Origin of the sequence: Nocardia sp. CA-151230, from assembly GCF_050942175.1 — a bacterium.
In the GTDB taxonomy this organism is placed as follows: Bacteria; Actinomycetota; Actinomycetes; order Mycobacteriales; family Mycobacteriaceae; genus Nocardia.
The window spans coordinates 7,016,057-7,030,791 of sequence record NZ_CP192061.1 but is presented as its reverse complement, the minus strand read 5'-3'; the positions used below and the strand labels follow the sequence as shown (position 1 = coordinate 7,030,791).

The following is a 14,735-nucleotide window of genomic DNA, read 5'->3' as shown; positions in this document are numbered from 1 at the left end:
GGTGTCGAAACCCGGATCCGACCGGATCGGGCCATTTCGTTCAGCCGCACCCGTGAGGTGCTGAATCTCGATAGGAAAGACGTGAACACACTTCCCCTGTTCAGCGATACGGACGACTTCCGTCCGCGATCCGAACTTATTGCGGTCGACCGTGCGCTTGAAAGCATGCGCGATTCTGGGTTCAACCTGGCAACAGCCATCGGCGAGCCGATCGACAACTCGATTGAAGCCGGGGCTCGAACGATCCGCATCCGGCCGATCTACAGCAACGACAAGAAGAGCATCACCACAATCGCGTTTGCAGACGACGGCAGGGGGGTCGACGAGGAAATTATGCCCGCGATCCTCAAGATGGGATTCTCCACCCGCTATGGTGAGCGTAAAGGACTTGGTCGATTCGGTGTCGGATTAAAGCTCGCCGCACTCAGTGTCGCGAAACGCATTGTGGTTATATCGCTGGCCGCCGGAACGGGGAAGTACCACCGAGTATTTATCGATCTGGATATGGTCAAGGCGGGGCGCCAGGAGTACATCGAGATTGATGAGATCGATGGCTGGCCAGCTGAGTACGCAGATCTGATGGTGGACGACAAAGGGCTCCCATTCGAGAGCGGGACTCTGGTGCTCTGGGAGAACATCGACCGACTCGCTCACGGTGGCCGTTATGGCACGGCACTGAATGCGAAGATGGCGGAGCTTCAGCAGTTCATTGCGCGTGCCTATCGGGAGTACCTGGATTCCGGTTTATCAATCACTCTGGACGGTAAGTCGATCACCCTCCACGATCCACTGTTCCTCAAGATGAATCCGCGGATCGCGGCCCGCTACCGCGACTACGGGGACGAGATGACCCAGGGTCGTGTCATCGAGGAAGCAGACCTCGACATCGAAGGACACACGGTGCATGTCACCGTGGCGCTCGTTCCACAAGTTCTCCGTTGGCGACAACAAGCTGGCGGCGACAGGGACAAGGATGGAAACGATATCCGCGAGTTCCAGATCAATCGGGATAATGCGGGACGCATTAGTATAATGCGTAATAATCGCGAGATCTACTACGACATCATCCCTCGACTACTTCCATCCGGAGTGGATAAGGTCGACCGCTACATGGGTATCGAGGTGACGTTCCCTGCAGACCTCGACGAATATTTTCAGGTTCGAAATGTAAAGCGGGGTGCCGAACCGGTCGATAAACTTCGTCAGGAACTGCGGCTGTGGCTCGACAAGCCCGTCAGGGAGGCGCGTAAGGAGATTCGCCTCCGGTGGGCGACGACGAAGATCGAGGAACAGGTGTTCCAACCCGGTGGCGACGCCGTCACCGAGGCGGTGGAGCGCGCCGAGCAGAAATCTCCGAAGGGGCAGGCGGGCTTCGATGTCAGCACCGAGGAGGCGGAGGAGAAGATCCTGCATGTGCTCGAGGATCTGGGTGCTGCGAAAGACGAGGAGAAGGCCGAAAGCATTCGAACGATGATTGGCGAGTACACGATCACGATGGTGGAAGGTGGGTGGCCCGGCAAGGAGATGTTCGTGACGGAACATTTGAACAATAAGTCGATCGTCACACTCAATACTCGTCACTCTTTTGTCAAGGATATCTATTGCCAGCTCAAAGCCTCTGCAGGGGTTCATCCTGACGATCAGGACGCCCTGGAGATGTACACGCTCATTCAGCGTTCGTCCGAGGCGCTGAAGGCATTGCTGATGGCGTATGCCAAGGCTGAGAGCATGGACCGCAACCCGAGCGTGTACGAGGATCTGCGCACCTACTGGGGACAACAGACCCAGGCCTATCTGAAAGAGCTCGGCAAAGGGCTGGAGTAGACGCTGAACTGTGAGAGGCAACACGCCCTAGACGCGACCGGCGGCCGACCGTCACGCCGGTCGCTGTCGGCGATCTGCGAAATCCGAAGAGAGACAACATGTCAGTGTTGTCATCGCGGTCCAGTCCCTCCACCAGCTCCAAGGATCCGTCGATGATGGCGACGTGAGAATTCGCCGATACCCTGCGATCTCGGACTTGCCGACCGGCGGCGAGATCGCAGTCGATACGGCCGATCGGACCGTACGGGTCGATCCAGCTCAGACCGTCGAGCCTGCGCATCGTTCTCCAGCTTCGAGCGATCTCGTCCTTTTCGACAGCATCCATTGCCGAATTCCGCCATACAGGATCAAGAGCGGCGCGCATGCGCGCGCCGCCCCGCGCTACGACGCACACCGTGCACCCTCCGCTCCGCTAAGGGTGCACGGAGCGTCGGCGCGTTGTGGCACACGCCAGCACGCCGCGAATCCCATTGGGCCACTTCGAGCAACGGACAGGATAGGAAAGCAGACGAGCCTGGGAGCCGAGCCCGATCGGCTGGCCCGACTTCCGCTGGCGAATCGGCCGGCATCTCCAGCCGCGGAGTCCGAAGGTGGCCGACTCATCCACCGGAGTCCCGCCTCAGCCTCCGGAGCTCCTCGCGAGAGCAACTCCAATTGTCTCGCTCCAGGAGACCGCCTCAAGGGCGCTTCGCGCCGGCTACGCCGATGGGCTGCGCCCACCATTGACCCGGTACCCTTCCCCCAGAGAGCGGCCAGTATGAAGCAGGGAGAAGAACAGTCCCCAGGTTCCAGCCAGCGCCCTGCCCGGTCAACCAGCTGCGGTCCTGGTCCTGAGCGGAAAAGAGATCGTCACGATCCTGGCATGCGTCCTAGCATCCTCGTCATGCCGTCCGCGATGCCGCCACCGCCGCTGGATATTCCTGCTCGGCTCTGCGAAGTCATGAGCGAAGTCGCCCGCATGTGCGCCTACCTGCCGCATCGTGAACCTGGACACGATATAGACGCCTTCGACCAGCTACACGGTAACGAGGACTTCCCGGATCCGCTTCTCACCACTCATCGACTGGGGCGGTTCTACCTCGCGGGAGCAAGCAACTTCGTTCGCTCCATCGGCCATCTGATCTCACTCGACACACCGCCAACGATCGCACCCGGAGTGCTGGCCCGCTCGGCTGCGGAATACGCCGCCCGCGCGAACTTTGTGACGAATCTCGACGACAGCCCCGAGATGAGGGTCTCGAAGATGGAACGCCTGTTCGCGGACGGGCTTCAGAACATAGGCGTCAACAGCAAAGACGCCACCCCGGAAGAGGCTGAACTTGCAAAGCGGATCAATCGATGGCGAAGCCAGACACAGCTACCAAAGGTTCGGCCTCCCAACTTCACAAACTCCGTGATAGAGCTTTCCCCCGACCTTGGACCTCGCGAATACCCTCTGTTGAGTCGCCTCGTTCACGCAAACGCTGTCACGGTGACCGTGGTTACGATCTCAGAGCAAATGAACCACTACACCCAAGTCACGGACGCATGGGCCCATGCACTGTTCGCCGCATGGTGCACATTGAAGGCCACCGTAAACGCATGTGTCTTGCGTGATGGCAACAAGGAGCCGGTGAACTTCGCGTGGGGTCTCTACAGCGAAGTCGAGACAACCTATAACCGGTACCTCTGGGACCTGTCTGTGGCTCAGGGATTCCACCCGGACGAGCCACGGCCGGGTAGGCCCCGATCGTGATCTGTGCACGTCCTTCGGCCGCGTGGCCCTGCAACCGTCCGCAGCGGCCACGAGTCGACCCATCTCCGACCAAACGATGCCAACAAAAAAGGGCAGGTGGGGGAGTCGCCTCAGAACCGGGTTACCCCAGCTCAATCCAGCTGGCACCAGGTTACTTGATGCAGGCAGTCCGGCCTGCCTGCTCGCCTCAGATAGCGAAGATGAGCGGGGCCAGCGTGCCGAGACGCTCCGCCCAGGTACCCGGCTCCACCCTGAACTCGGTCTCCAGAATCGCCACTATCGTCTTCGGCAGGCCCCCGAGCGCGTATGCGGTGTCCTCCGGATAGACCTTCCGCCCGATACGCACGGGCAACTCCCACGCTTGCTCCGGTGTGAGAAGGTACGCGGTCGTTTCAGCACGCGAGGCCGGACCCCCTTCAGGCTCGCCGAGCAGGACATAGACCATCCCAACGTTCTTCCCGAGGTATTTCGCTTCGACCCTGAGCCCTCCAACATTGATGCCCACGCAGCGGAGCCTACGCGCGGCGTCGGACACATCCGGTCAGGCATTGGAGGCTGAGGGCTTGTTGTCTGCCCGCGCATCGATGACGACGACCGACGGTTCGTGCTGTAGCTCGAGCTCGGTCAGGATCTTGGCAACCTTGCGCTGGTCGGCGGCGGTGTAGCAGATGATGACCTTGATGGCTTTACTCGTCCGGTTGGCCTTCTGGTAGATCTCGACCTGGTTTTCGAGGTTCTGGCGCAGTTTGGTGTTGGCGGCCAGTTTGAACTCGATCAGCGACTTGTCGCCGGAGCCGTAGCTGACCTTGAAATCCACTGGTCCGCGGCCGTTGTTGGGTTCGCGGTTGACGTCGAACTGCGAGTATCGCCAGATCAATCCGAAGAAGATCTGGACTTCGTGCTCGTGGGCCTTAGGCAGCTTGCCGCGGTTGATGACGCGGTATCCGTCGTTGTGTTCGATGTAGTCCTTGAAGTCGCGGACTCGCTGCAGCGCTTCGTCGTAGCTGGTGCAGGGGGTGGTGTAGAAGCTGGTGCGGGCCTGCAGGTCGTCGATAGCCGACTTCAACTGCTTGACCAACAGCTCGAACGCGGCATCGGTGCGCAGACGGCTGGTCACCGTGGCGTCGGCGCCGAGGTTCTCCCTGGACCTGATGTAGTAGTCGATCAGCTCCGGGTAGGCGTTGACCGTCTTCTGCGCAGCCTCCTTCTCCTTGGCGCGGGTAGGGCTCTTACCCAGTTGGCTCCGGAAGTAGTTGTTGATCTGAGCACGCAGCTCGGCGTTGGGCACCGCGGCGGGCAGGCTTCGGAAATCCCGCAGCATGCCCGCGTGGGCGATCCACGTCTCACCGCAGGTCAACAGGTCGCTCGGGGTCAGCAGGACGTAGTCATCACCCAGGCGCGGCAGCAGGTAGCGGCGGGTCTCCCAGGTTTCGGTGTCGTAGTTGAACCGCGCCCGCTCCACTGCGAACACCTCACAGCGTGACGGGTCGAGGTACTTCTTTGCGAACGTTTGGGTGTACTCAGCCAGATAGCCCTTGATCAGGTTGGTGGTGAAGTCGCTGATGTTGTCGCGGCCGACGCGGTCCTGGATCAACGCCAGCTTCTCGAGGTGGGTGCTTTCGGTGATCGTCTCCTCGCCTATGTTGTCGAGGATGGTGCCCAGAGCAGAGTTGAGCGCGACCGCGAACTTGCGGCCGAGGCCGCTGCCGTCGTTACCCAGGACGGTGAACCCCAGCCAGTTCTGCTTGACCTCCTTGAACCGATACCAGGCATCGATGAGGCCGGGAGACAGATCCACGTCCGCCTTGGACCGAAGGAACCGCAGGTAGGCGATGATGCCGTCGTGCAGCTGCCGATACTCGGGCTTGTCGCTGTTGAACAACAGGAACGGGTCGATAAACAGCGGTAGATCCGAGGCAATGCAGATGTTGAAGGCACCGTAGTCCCGGAGGACCTGCGGGTCGACATCGAAATGTTCTGCGAAATACAGATGTTTACTGACGTCGTGGTTGTTCAAAGCTCCACCTTGATATAAGGGTGTGATCACGGCGATGGCGCCCTGCGGGCGCCATCGGGGGTCTCAGGCAACCGGGTCGGGCAACGCGTAGTCCGGGTCGCCTCTGAACTCGGCGATGCGTTTACGCAGGTAAATGGCGTCCTCGTCGGCGTAGCCGGGCGCGTTGCCGGCAATCAGGTACCCGATCAGTTCGGCGGCCAGCGCGTAGTTCTCCGCGCGGGCCACGACCCGGCCGCTGGGCCCAACCAGGACGTCACGCCAGTGGTCGGCGTTAAGATCCCAATCGATCCTGTTGATGCGCTTGACCGCCTGGGCGTCCTTCACACCGTGCCGCACCGCGACCAGCAGCCCGCGCACCATCGCAATCTGAGCTGCCGGCTTGAGGATCAAGTTGTCGGCGTTCTGCTGCCGCAGGACAGGGATGCTGTCGGGTTCGGTGACCGCGCGCTTGAACAGCACGATGTTCTCCACCATCAACGTCCACCAATGCGACACCTTCTCGTAGGCATCGTCCAGCTCGCGCTCCGTCGGGCGCACCACACGATCCTTCTCCTCGAAGTAGTGGTTGTTGGCCCGGCAGATGGCCTTCACCGACTCGTACACCGCGCTCACGGTGGTGAACTGGGCACTGCGGTCACCGAGTGTGTTGCTCTTCCAGTTGACGATGAGCTCGCCCTTGTCGTTGGAGACGCCGAGGACTTCACCGCTGGCCAGCATCTTGCGGGTCAAGATCGCGTAGCCGTCGTCCTCACTGGTGACGATGTTGTCGCTGCGGCCGCTCGGCTTCGCCGAACGGTTGATCTTGTTGAACAGACGGCGCGTGGTCTCGGTGCCGTAGAACGGCACGAAGATCACACTGATCTCGTCGTCACGCACCGCGCCCACGAACGGGCCGTCGATCTTCTGCCCCTTGTCATCCTTGCGGTGCACCAGCATCCGCAACGCGTAATACCGATGCTGCCCGTCCAGGACGATGAGGTCACCACCATCGATGGTGAGAACACCGAGCTGCTGGATCACCTTGTTGTAGGCGACCGGGGTGTCCTCGCGCAGCCATTGTCCGATCTCCTCGTAGGCGAAGGTCTCGGGCTTGTAGACCAGGATGATGATCGAACCGAAGAAGCGGTCCTCGGCCTTGGCCAAGTAGGGCACGAGCTCGTTGCGCACCCGGTTCTCGTTCAGCCGCCGCTGCAACCGCTCCTCGATGCTCAGGTTCGCCCAGTCGTCGCCCTTGCTGGCCGCCCGCGCGATCCCGGTCAGGTCCGACACCCGCATCTTGGTGTTGTAGTACTCGATCGAGCCCATCTTCCCGCGCACTGCGGGTACCGTCGTCGCCATGACTCTCCAATCTGTTTGCGCAAACATCTTGCAGGTTGTCTCGATGATTCTGTTTGCACAAACAGTACGCAAGTTTGAAGTCTTGTCAAGGTCGACGGGGGCCGCCTCGGCGTGGATGCCGTCGCAGCCGTGATTGCCGCTCAGCGGACCTTCGCTCGCGAGCGGGACTGGGAACAGTTCCACATGCCGAAGAACCTGGCCATGGCGTGTTGGAGAAGTCGGCGAGCTAGCCGAAGTGAGGTTTCCCGGGTCTTCCGGACGCCGATCGTGAGGCGGGATACCTGCCTGTGGAAGGAGTCCGCATGCCTTCAGTACATCTGCGTGAGTTCAGTGAACGAGCGATCGAGTTGGCCCGCGCCGGTGACCGCCCGATCGGCCAGATCGCCGCCAGCCTGGGCATCTCTGAATCGTGTCTACGGAACTGGGTCAAGCGCGCTGACAGCGACGACGGCAATCGCGAAGGCGTGACCGGCGCCGAGCGCAGCGAGCTGGTCGAGCTGCACCGCGATGCGCGACTGCTCGAACTTGTGAACGAGGGATTGCGCTAGGCCGCAGCCTATTTCGCGCGGGAGAATGTTCTCCCGAAATAGTGTTCCCGGTGGTCACCGAGCTGGCTCGAGCCGGTGTCCCGATCACGATCTCGTGGCGGGTGCTGGGCGTGTCGACCTCCGGGTACTACAAATGGCGCGGCCGCGGCTCGTCGGCTTGGGCGTTGGCCGATGCCGAGCTCACCGCCGTGATCACCGAGATCCATCGCAATTCCCGCGGCACCTATGGTTCCCCGCGCGTGCACGCGGAACTGCGCCTCGGCTACCGGATGCCGGTGGGCCGGCAACCCGGGTTGAGCGCTTGATGCGGTACGCGCGGGCTGCAGGGCGCCTACCGGCGCCCTGCAGGCGCGGGCCGGATCCCCGGGGGGCCCCGCGCCTGTACCCAGATCTGGTGAACCGGCGCTTCACCGCCGATGCGCCGGAAACCGACTCGATCGCCTAGTAACTAATCCTTCGCCCGGAGCTGAGCTTAATCTCGCGGTACTCCATCCTCATGAACCGGGCGTAATAGATTCGGACCAGATACCTACGCCCGGTCACAGACCGGACTGTTTCAATGCGCGTTTATCTGCGAAGGGAACCTTCTGTTGATCATTCTGCAAGCAGTTCTTCCAAGCTGACTGCAGGCCCATCCTCTGTATTGGTGTCGTCGCGCAACGAGTGCTCGACATCATCGGAAATCTGATCATCGTCGAATGATCCCGAAGATTCGGAATGGCTCAACTGGTCCAGCCATTCAACGTAGGGTTGATCATTTTCGTAGAACCATTTTTTCATTGCTTTCTGCAGTTGCCTACGAGCCAAATCGTTAGCTATCGGTCGCAATTTCGCGTCAGAAGTATTCGATCTACTCGTCTTCAAAGCTTTGAGGTGTTGATCTGAGCAAAGGTCCAAATACAAGCTTCGTGCGGCACCGAGCATTTCCTTAAATCCAGCCTTATCGGCGAACCAGGATTCAATATGGGCCCATGCCTCCGGGACGTCCAACAGCTGAATCCAGAAATATCTGAAATACACCGCCTGGGGTGTATCCATGGTAATGATGTAATTCAGGGGTGTTTCGACATTTCTGTTAAAAACCAACTTGCGGCTTTTTGCCGGACTGGTCTCGGTGTCGAAGTATGAGTTCCAGGCGCGGGTCAGCGATTCGGCGAAGCGGGGGAGATCTCTTATGTCAACGCCTCCGGGCTGACCTTTGCGCATCTCCCAGAGTGACGCGAAGGCCAGGATCATTCCCAATTGGCAAGCATTCGTATTGAAGACCGAATACGCCGCCTTGGACCTTTCTAGCGTTTTTGCATTTCCGGCATCGAGATACGCCATTGAACGATAAACCTCGAAAGCCTCTCTTCGTCGGTCGAGTGCCTCCCATGCAAGGATCACATCCGATTTCGGAATCTCGACACCATTGGAATTCGCAACTTCATCCTTGTAGTGGTTGTAGCTGTCGCGCAACGTCCAGTAGACACCCACGCCTCCGAACATCGCGTCGTGCGCGAGCGAAAGTCCAGTGTCGTCTACGTGCCAGCCTTCCTTCAATTTCGTAAGGGCTTTGGAGTGGGCCGCATAAGGGCTCACTGAAGAGAGCAATTGAAGGATGGCGAGGCCCCAGCTGTCGGCAAATCTAGTTGCAATCTTCTCGACCTGCCCCAGTGGAAATTCCTTATTTCCGAGCTTGTCGCGCTGATACACGAATCCGCCGTCGGAAAATTCACTTGGAAATAAGCTGGTGAGATCGAGCTGATCTCTCATGAGAGCATCCGCCTGTGTCGGACTATAACGTCCGCCGGATATCTTCTGCGTTACGTCGCTCAAGTATTTTCCGGGACCGAATATGCATCGATCTACCGCGGTTTTAAGCAAGTGAATATTCGTCAGCACCGACCATCGGGCGGGGCGTGCAGAGTTCTCTGGATTGTCGTATTCAATTGCATAAATCGGCAACATTGCACGATCGGAATCATTGCGCACCTGGTTGAGTATCTGACGGGTCAGCACATTGCTCAACTCGGCGTCGGACAGCAATATGATGCGCGAATCGGAGGGCTGCCGCGCTTCCTTATTGACGTCGACAAATAATTTTCGAGCGGCTTCATGCGGCCTTGCGTCTGGGCCTGTCTGTTCAGGAAACCAGCAGACCGTTACCGGTACCTCAATGCTCCCGAGATCTACCTCGTTGCCGAGCTCTTTGAGAACCTGATTTACCTGGTTCTCATAAAACGATCGGAAGCGCATTCCGACGCCAGAGTTCTGCCAACTCTTTGTCATGGTACGTTCGACTGCCAGGAGAGCCATTGCGCGGTGCTGACCATCCAGCACAACCAGCTGAGATTCGATCCTGTTCCACCAGAGTTTTCCCACACTAGCCGGGTGGCGGCTGTCATCCTCACCAATAACCAATCGCTGGACTTGGAAGGCTGTACCCGCTTTTTCTTGCTCCCATCTTGCGCCGTCGTCCTCAACGATGGTTAGTCCGCCCAGCGGATCGAAGAAAGATGGCTTCTTGTGGCGGAAAGGCAATAGCACCGCGACGATCGGCGGAAAGAACGCAGGTCCATTCGCCTTCCGGCTAAGCAGGTAGGGGATGAGCTGAACAGCTACACGATGGTCGTCCAGGTCGCGTTGTAGAAGCTGATTGAAGTCGAGATCACCCGCCTCCATCACCTCTCGTACAGGCGCAAGACTCTTGGTCAGCTGTCGCTCTGGGTCATCGGAATCGTCGCCGAGTCGAGCCTTGGTCATGATATAGTCCACACGCCCAGCGGGTGTATGGAAGGTTCCCCATGTGCCCTGCACATAGTCGCGAAATGTAAGCTTGTTACCTGAACCGAACATGCCCTATTGCCTTCCAAGAATCGGTGTGTGGAATCTGTTAAGTAGCCATTCGGCGGTCTGAGCGATCTGCCGAAGCTTTTGAGTGCTGAACTCGTTATCCGAGCCTTCTCCGACATCAATCACCCATGCCTCAAGGCGATCCATAGTTATGTTTCTCGCGGCAGCCCTAGAACCGAAATTCTTCGCCTCTAGGCGGAGTCTATCCCTATCGTCCGGGTGATCTCGAAGCCATTCGTATGCTCTGCCGAAATCCCGTCGATGAACGCAGAGTCGCTCCCGAAGGTCGGTAGCTACGCCGATGTAGAGAGGCGTTGAAAACACAGGAGCCGCCATTGCGAGAATTTCGGAAATTGCTCGACGCCTATCCTCGTTCCCCAGCGAATCCATCAATTGGTCAAGTCGTTTGTCTTCGAGCTCCAATCCCTGGGATTTGTCCTCCGCATCTCCAAGTGGAGCGTCGCGCTCAAGGCTCCCCTGCCACACAGAACCATACGATCCCGAGCTGCGGAGGGCGATGGGTAGAGGCTCGAAGTGGCTGGCATACCTTGTGAGCAGCCTTAGAAATCCGCCGACAGCCATATCGCCGTCCGGGCCCGGATCGGTTCGCCAGTCATGCGGACCAGCTAGGAAACCGACATACCAGGCATACAAGCCCGGACTCTGCGGAGCTTGATCGACGTCGAGCATCGAGTATCGCCGAGGTGAAAGCCTCTCAGTAGCAGTCACGTCCGATGTACCTCATTCTCATGTTCCAACTCAAATTGTGCTACACACCCGGTACAACACCGAACTCACTGTCCCCCAAACGATCACGTCGGATGGCCACCATCAGGAAGTCCTCGATATGCCACTCTTGCTTGCGGGGGGCATCCATGTGTTTAACCCCCTATCTAGATTGCTTCTGCCCCTGTGGTTTACAGCTCGCGCATCGCAGGGGCGCGGATCCGGCCGGGCAATCCATCGGGAGCGTCTCGACGCTGGCTAGATCGAGGCGACGTCCGGTGACGGGGGAGGGGCGAAGCATCTGGTGCCGCGAAGGCGACCTTTCGGTCCGGATGTGGAACCACTGCGCGGGGAATCCTGCGAGCATCGTCTTGTTCGTGTGGGTGTCTTGTGGACCTTACGTCGAACGGTGCGGCGCGCTGCACTCTGAAGTAGGGGATCGTCTCGATAGCGAAATCTCCGAGATGGGCTGTGCAGGAGCTGCTTTGGATTGCCGGTCGGTTGAGAGTGCTTGCAGGTCGAGGGAGGAGGTGCCTCTGGAGGTCGAGTTGCAGACCGGAGGGGATCTTCCTAATTGCCGATCGGGCACGATGGGCGATAGCCAGTTCAGCGATCCACGCTGTCCTCGGCCAAGGTGCATCGGTACCGTCGTTGACCACGGAGCTGATCTGCCAAGCCTCGCTGTGTAACCCGGAGGCGTCCCGCATCCACGGAAAGACCTCAATCCAGTCGAGCGAACGCGATTCTGCCGCGAACCACTCGTCGGCCATCCAAGCTCTCCCTTCCAGTTCTCTGGATCTTTATATCGCGGCGCACCGACATGCGTTATGTCAAACCGGGTCCCGTGTTCAGGATGACGAGTCTCACGAGGAGAACTGCACTGGGTCCTTGTCTGGCACATCGCGTTCTGACCGGGAAATTATTCTACTAGACCGGCTGGTTCTGTTTGTGTAATCTTCAACTGCTGCAAGGTCATTGAGGCGACTCAGTGCCCGTCGGAGGGAGTCCCTCGCCTGCGAGAGGGGCAGTCTCGGTCAAACATCAACTCATCCTGAGGCGGTTCGTGCTCTTCATTCGCGCTGCACGGCCGGGTGATGGTATTACCCTGGCCGAGTGCTCCAGGGATGGAACAGCGATCGCCGCCTGACAGCGATCAAGCGGTCGTCATTGTCGATGCCTGCCCGCCAAGCCGTTATCGATCGACAGGTCCGGGCTGGCGTGCGGGTGCTCGATTTCGGCTGCGGCAGAGGAGATGACGTACAGAGCCTGCGTCAGCTCGATATCGATGTCTGTGGCTGGGACCCTCACTATTTTCCCGGCCACGCACCCCAATCGACTGACGTCGTGCTGTTGACCTACGTGCTCAACGTCATCGAAGATCCCGCCGAGCGCCGAGCAACCCTGCGCCGCGCATGGGAACTAGCGAGAGAGGTGCTGGTAGTCTCCGCTCGCTTGGTCTGGGACCGGCGGCGAGTCACCGGCGACGAGTTCAGCGACGGGATCCTCACCGGCCGTCACACTTTCCAACATCTGTTCGGTGCCAGTGAACTCCGTGACTTCGTGCAGGAGACGATCGGCAGGCGGTGTGTCTCTGCCGCACCAGGCGTGGTCTATGCCTTTCGCAACGACGCGGCGCGCGTGGCGTTCCTGGCGCGGCGAGTCGTTCCCGACGCCGAGTGGCTCGACTGCACCGACACGACCTCGGCGATCGCGGCCACCGTCGATTTCACCGAGCGCCGAGGACGGATGCCACGGCTGGAGGAAATGTCGGATCCACTGTCGCAGCTGCTCGGGCACCTGCGGAGCAGCGAGCTGCAACGACTGATCCGCCGATCCGCCGATCCAGCGAAGGTGGAGCAAGGACGTACCCGCAGCACACTGAATACGCTGCTGTTTCTCGGCGTCGAACTGTTCAATGGTCGAGGGCCGTTCGGCAGACTGCCGCTGCCGGTGCAGTTGGATATTCGGGCCTTTTTCGCCTCCTACACCGAAGCGTGCAGGCGCGCGGATCGCCTGCTGCTCAAGCTTCGCGACGACAGTTATGTGCGCGGCGCCATGCGAGGCTCCCGTGCGGGCAAGCTCACCCCGAGTGCGCTCTATGTGCATCGCAGTGCCGTCGAACAGATTCCGGTGGTGTTGAGGCTGTACGAGCACTGCGCTGCCATCGCCGCCGGCCGACCAGTCGAATGGACTGTTCTCAAGCTCAAACATGAAGGCCGCGCGGTCAGTTGGCTGGACTACCCGGCCTTCGACATCGACCCACACCCCAAGCTTCGTACCTCATACTCGATCGAGATGCAGCGCCTGCACACCTCTCACCAGTCGTATGACGATTCACCCAACCGGCCCCTGCTTCACCGCAAGCACGAGTTTTTGGCCCCCGAGGACCCGGATGTGCCGAAGTATCGACGCTTGACCGCCAGCGAAGTCCGGGCAGGACTGTACGACTTCCCACACCTGATCGGGACCGAGCAGGGGTGGGAAGCCGAACTACGCCGCTGTCGGCGGGAGCTGCGTGGCCACAGGCTGGTGAACCGCGTCACGTGACAGGCTGGGCTCAGTCCTGGAATTGGTGCACCACCGACACCAGCTCGCTGGGGTCGAAACCATCGATCTGTGTGGGCGACCACGACAACCGCAGACCGTTCGAGGCAACCTCTTCGGGAAGACCCATCGCCCGCAGTACATGGCTGGGGGTGTAGGAGGCGCTGGTGCATGCCGATCCTGTGGCAACAGCAGCCACTGATTTCAGGCCCACGATCAGCGCTTCGGCGTCAACCCCAGCGAACGACAGATTCACGATGTGCGGCACCGTGTTGTCCGGGTCACCGTTGAGGTGGAAGTGGGTTTCGGACAGGCCCGACAGCAGGCGAGCGCGGAACTGGCGGGCACCCTCCAACCATTGCGCGTGTTCCTTGCGGAAGATCTCCTCGGCTTTGGCCAATCCGACGATCAATGGGACCGGCAGGGTACCCGGCCGCAGTTTGCGTTCCTGCCCGCCGCCGAACATCAACGGCTGCAACGGGGGCCGGTCCCAACCCCGTCGGCGGGTCAGCAGTGCGCCGATCCCCTTGGGTGCACCGATCTTGTGGCCGCTGATGCTGATGAGGTCGATCGGTGTGGTCAAGTCGTGTGGAACCTTGGCGAACCCTTGAGCGGCGTCGACGTGAAAATACGTGTCGGTCCCGCGGAGGACGTTCGCCAGTTCAGCGACCGGTTGGATTACTCCGGTTTCGTTGTTGACGTGCATCAACGACACCAGCAGGGTGTCGGGGCGCAAGCGTTCGAGTATGGCCTCGGCAGCGACACGGCCCTGCTTGTCGGGTTCGATGATGTCGACGTCGAAGCCCCGCGTGCGTAGATGCTCCAACGGTTCGAGCACTGCCTTGTGCTCGATCGCGGAGGTGATAATGTGGCGCCGCCCTGTTTGCTCCCCGAAGGGGGCAAGGCCAAGGATCGCGATGTTGTTGCTCTCGGTGGCCCCGCTGGTGAAGATCAGCTCATCCGATGAGGCGCCGAGTTGCTCGGCCAGCTGCGTACGTGCCTCTTGCACGGCTTTCTTTGCGCGAGAACCGAACTCGTGGGTTCGGCTGCCTGCGTTGCCGAAATCCTCTGTCATCCAATGAAGTACGACCTCGGCTACCCGGGGGTCGACCCGGGTGGTCGCCGCCACATCGAGGTACGTTACCGACATCGTCAACTCCTCTTTCAG

The 14,735-nt window shown here is 59.9% G+C and carries 11 protein-coding genes; 5 read left to right on the top strand and 6 right to left on the bottom strand.

Annotation, left to right across the window (positions count from 1 at the left end; genetic code table 11):
* Nucleotides 1-81 precede the first annotated feature (81 nt).
* Both ACQP1O_RS33120 and ACQP1O_RS33115 read left to right on the top strand, forming a co-directional pair.
* Nucleotides 82-1,824, top strand: a complete 1,743-nt coding sequence (locus ACQP1O_RS33120; RefSeq protein ID WP_433562302.1) for an ATP-binding protein — start codon at nucleotides 82-84, stop codon at nucleotides 1,822-1,824.
* An 883-nt stretch (nucleotides 1,825-2,707) separates the two neighbouring features.
* Entirely contained in the window at nucleotides 2,708-3,559 is an 852-nt protein-coding gene (locus ACQP1O_RS33115; RefSeq protein WP_433562301.1) for a hypothetical protein, read from the top strand.
* 187 nt (nucleotides 3,560-3,746) lie between these two features.
* Here ACQP1O_RS33115 and ACQP1O_RS33110 read toward each other — a convergent pair whose 3' ends face one another.
* From ACQP1O_RS33110 to ACQP1O_RS33100, 3 genes are all read right to left on the bottom strand, one after another.
* Entirely contained in the window at nucleotides 3,747-4,064 is a 318-nt protein-coding gene (locus ACQP1O_RS33110) for a hypothetical protein (RefSeq protein ID WP_433562300.1), read from the bottom strand.
* 36 nt (nucleotides 4,065-4,100) lie between these two features.
* The gene (locus ACQP1O_RS33105) at nucleotides 4,101-5,576 is read right to left on the bottom strand and encodes a hypothetical protein (protein WP_433562299.1); all 1,476 of its coding nucleotides are present in this window, start codon (nucleotides 5,574-5,576) and stop codon (nucleotides 4,101-4,103) included.
* A 63-nt stretch (nucleotides 5,577-5,639) separates the two neighbouring features.
* The gene (locus ACQP1O_RS33100; RefSeq protein WP_433562298.1) at nucleotides 5,640-7,097 is read right to left on the bottom strand and encodes a DNA sulfur modification protein DndB; all 1,458 of its coding nucleotides are present in this window, start codon (nucleotides 7,095-7,097) and stop codon (nucleotides 5,640-5,642) included.
* A gap of 119 nt (nucleotides 7,098-7,216) precedes the next feature.
* Between ACQP1O_RS33100 and ACQP1O_RS33095 the strand changes: the two genes are divergently transcribed.
* Both ACQP1O_RS33095 and ACQP1O_RS33090 read left to right on the top strand, forming a co-directional pair.
* The gene (locus tag ACQP1O_RS33095) at nucleotides 7,217-7,462 is read left to right on the top strand and encodes a transposase (RefSeq protein WP_433562297.1); all 246 of its coding nucleotides are present in this window, start codon (nucleotides 7,217-7,219) and stop codon (nucleotides 7,460-7,462) included.
* Nucleotides 7,463-7,512: 50 nt separating this feature from the next.
* Nucleotides 7,513-7,767, top strand: coding sequence for an IS3 family transposase (locus ACQP1O_RS33090; protein WP_433562296.1), 255 nt, complete (start codon nucleotides 7,513-7,515; stop codon nucleotides 7,765-7,767).
* Nucleotides 7,768-8,056: 289 nt separating this feature from the next.
* Here the strand turns inward: ACQP1O_RS33090 and ACQP1O_RS33085 are convergent, their stop codons facing one another.
* On the bottom strand, nucleotides 8,057-10,207 hold the full coding sequence (locus ACQP1O_RS33085; RefSeq protein ID WP_433562295.1) for a hypothetical protein: 2,151 nt from the start codon (nucleotides 10,205-10,207) through the stop codon (nucleotides 8,057-8,059).
* A gap of 96 nt (nucleotides 10,208-10,303) precedes the next feature.
* On the bottom strand, nucleotides 10,304-11,026 hold the full coding sequence (locus tag ACQP1O_RS33080) for a hypothetical protein (protein ID WP_433562294.1): 723 nt from the start codon (nucleotides 11,024-11,026) through the stop codon (nucleotides 10,304-10,306).
* A gap of 1,110 nt (nucleotides 11,027-12,136) precedes the next feature.
* Here ACQP1O_RS33080 and ACQP1O_RS33075 point away from each other — a divergent pair.
* On the top strand, nucleotides 12,137-13,570 hold the full coding sequence (locus tag ACQP1O_RS33075) for a DNA phosphorothioation-associated putative methyltransferase (protein ID WP_433562293.1): 1,434 nt from the start codon (nucleotides 12,137-12,139) through the stop codon (nucleotides 13,568-13,570).
* 10 nt (nucleotides 13,571-13,580) lie between these two features.
* Here ACQP1O_RS33075 and dndA read toward each other — a convergent pair whose 3' ends face one another.
* Nucleotides 13,581-14,717, bottom strand: a complete 1,137-nt coding sequence (dndA, locus tag ACQP1O_RS33070; protein ID WP_433562292.1) for a cysteine desulfurase DndA — start codon at nucleotides 14,715-14,717, stop codon at nucleotides 13,581-13,583.
* Nucleotides 14,718-14,735: the final 18 nt, after the last annotated feature.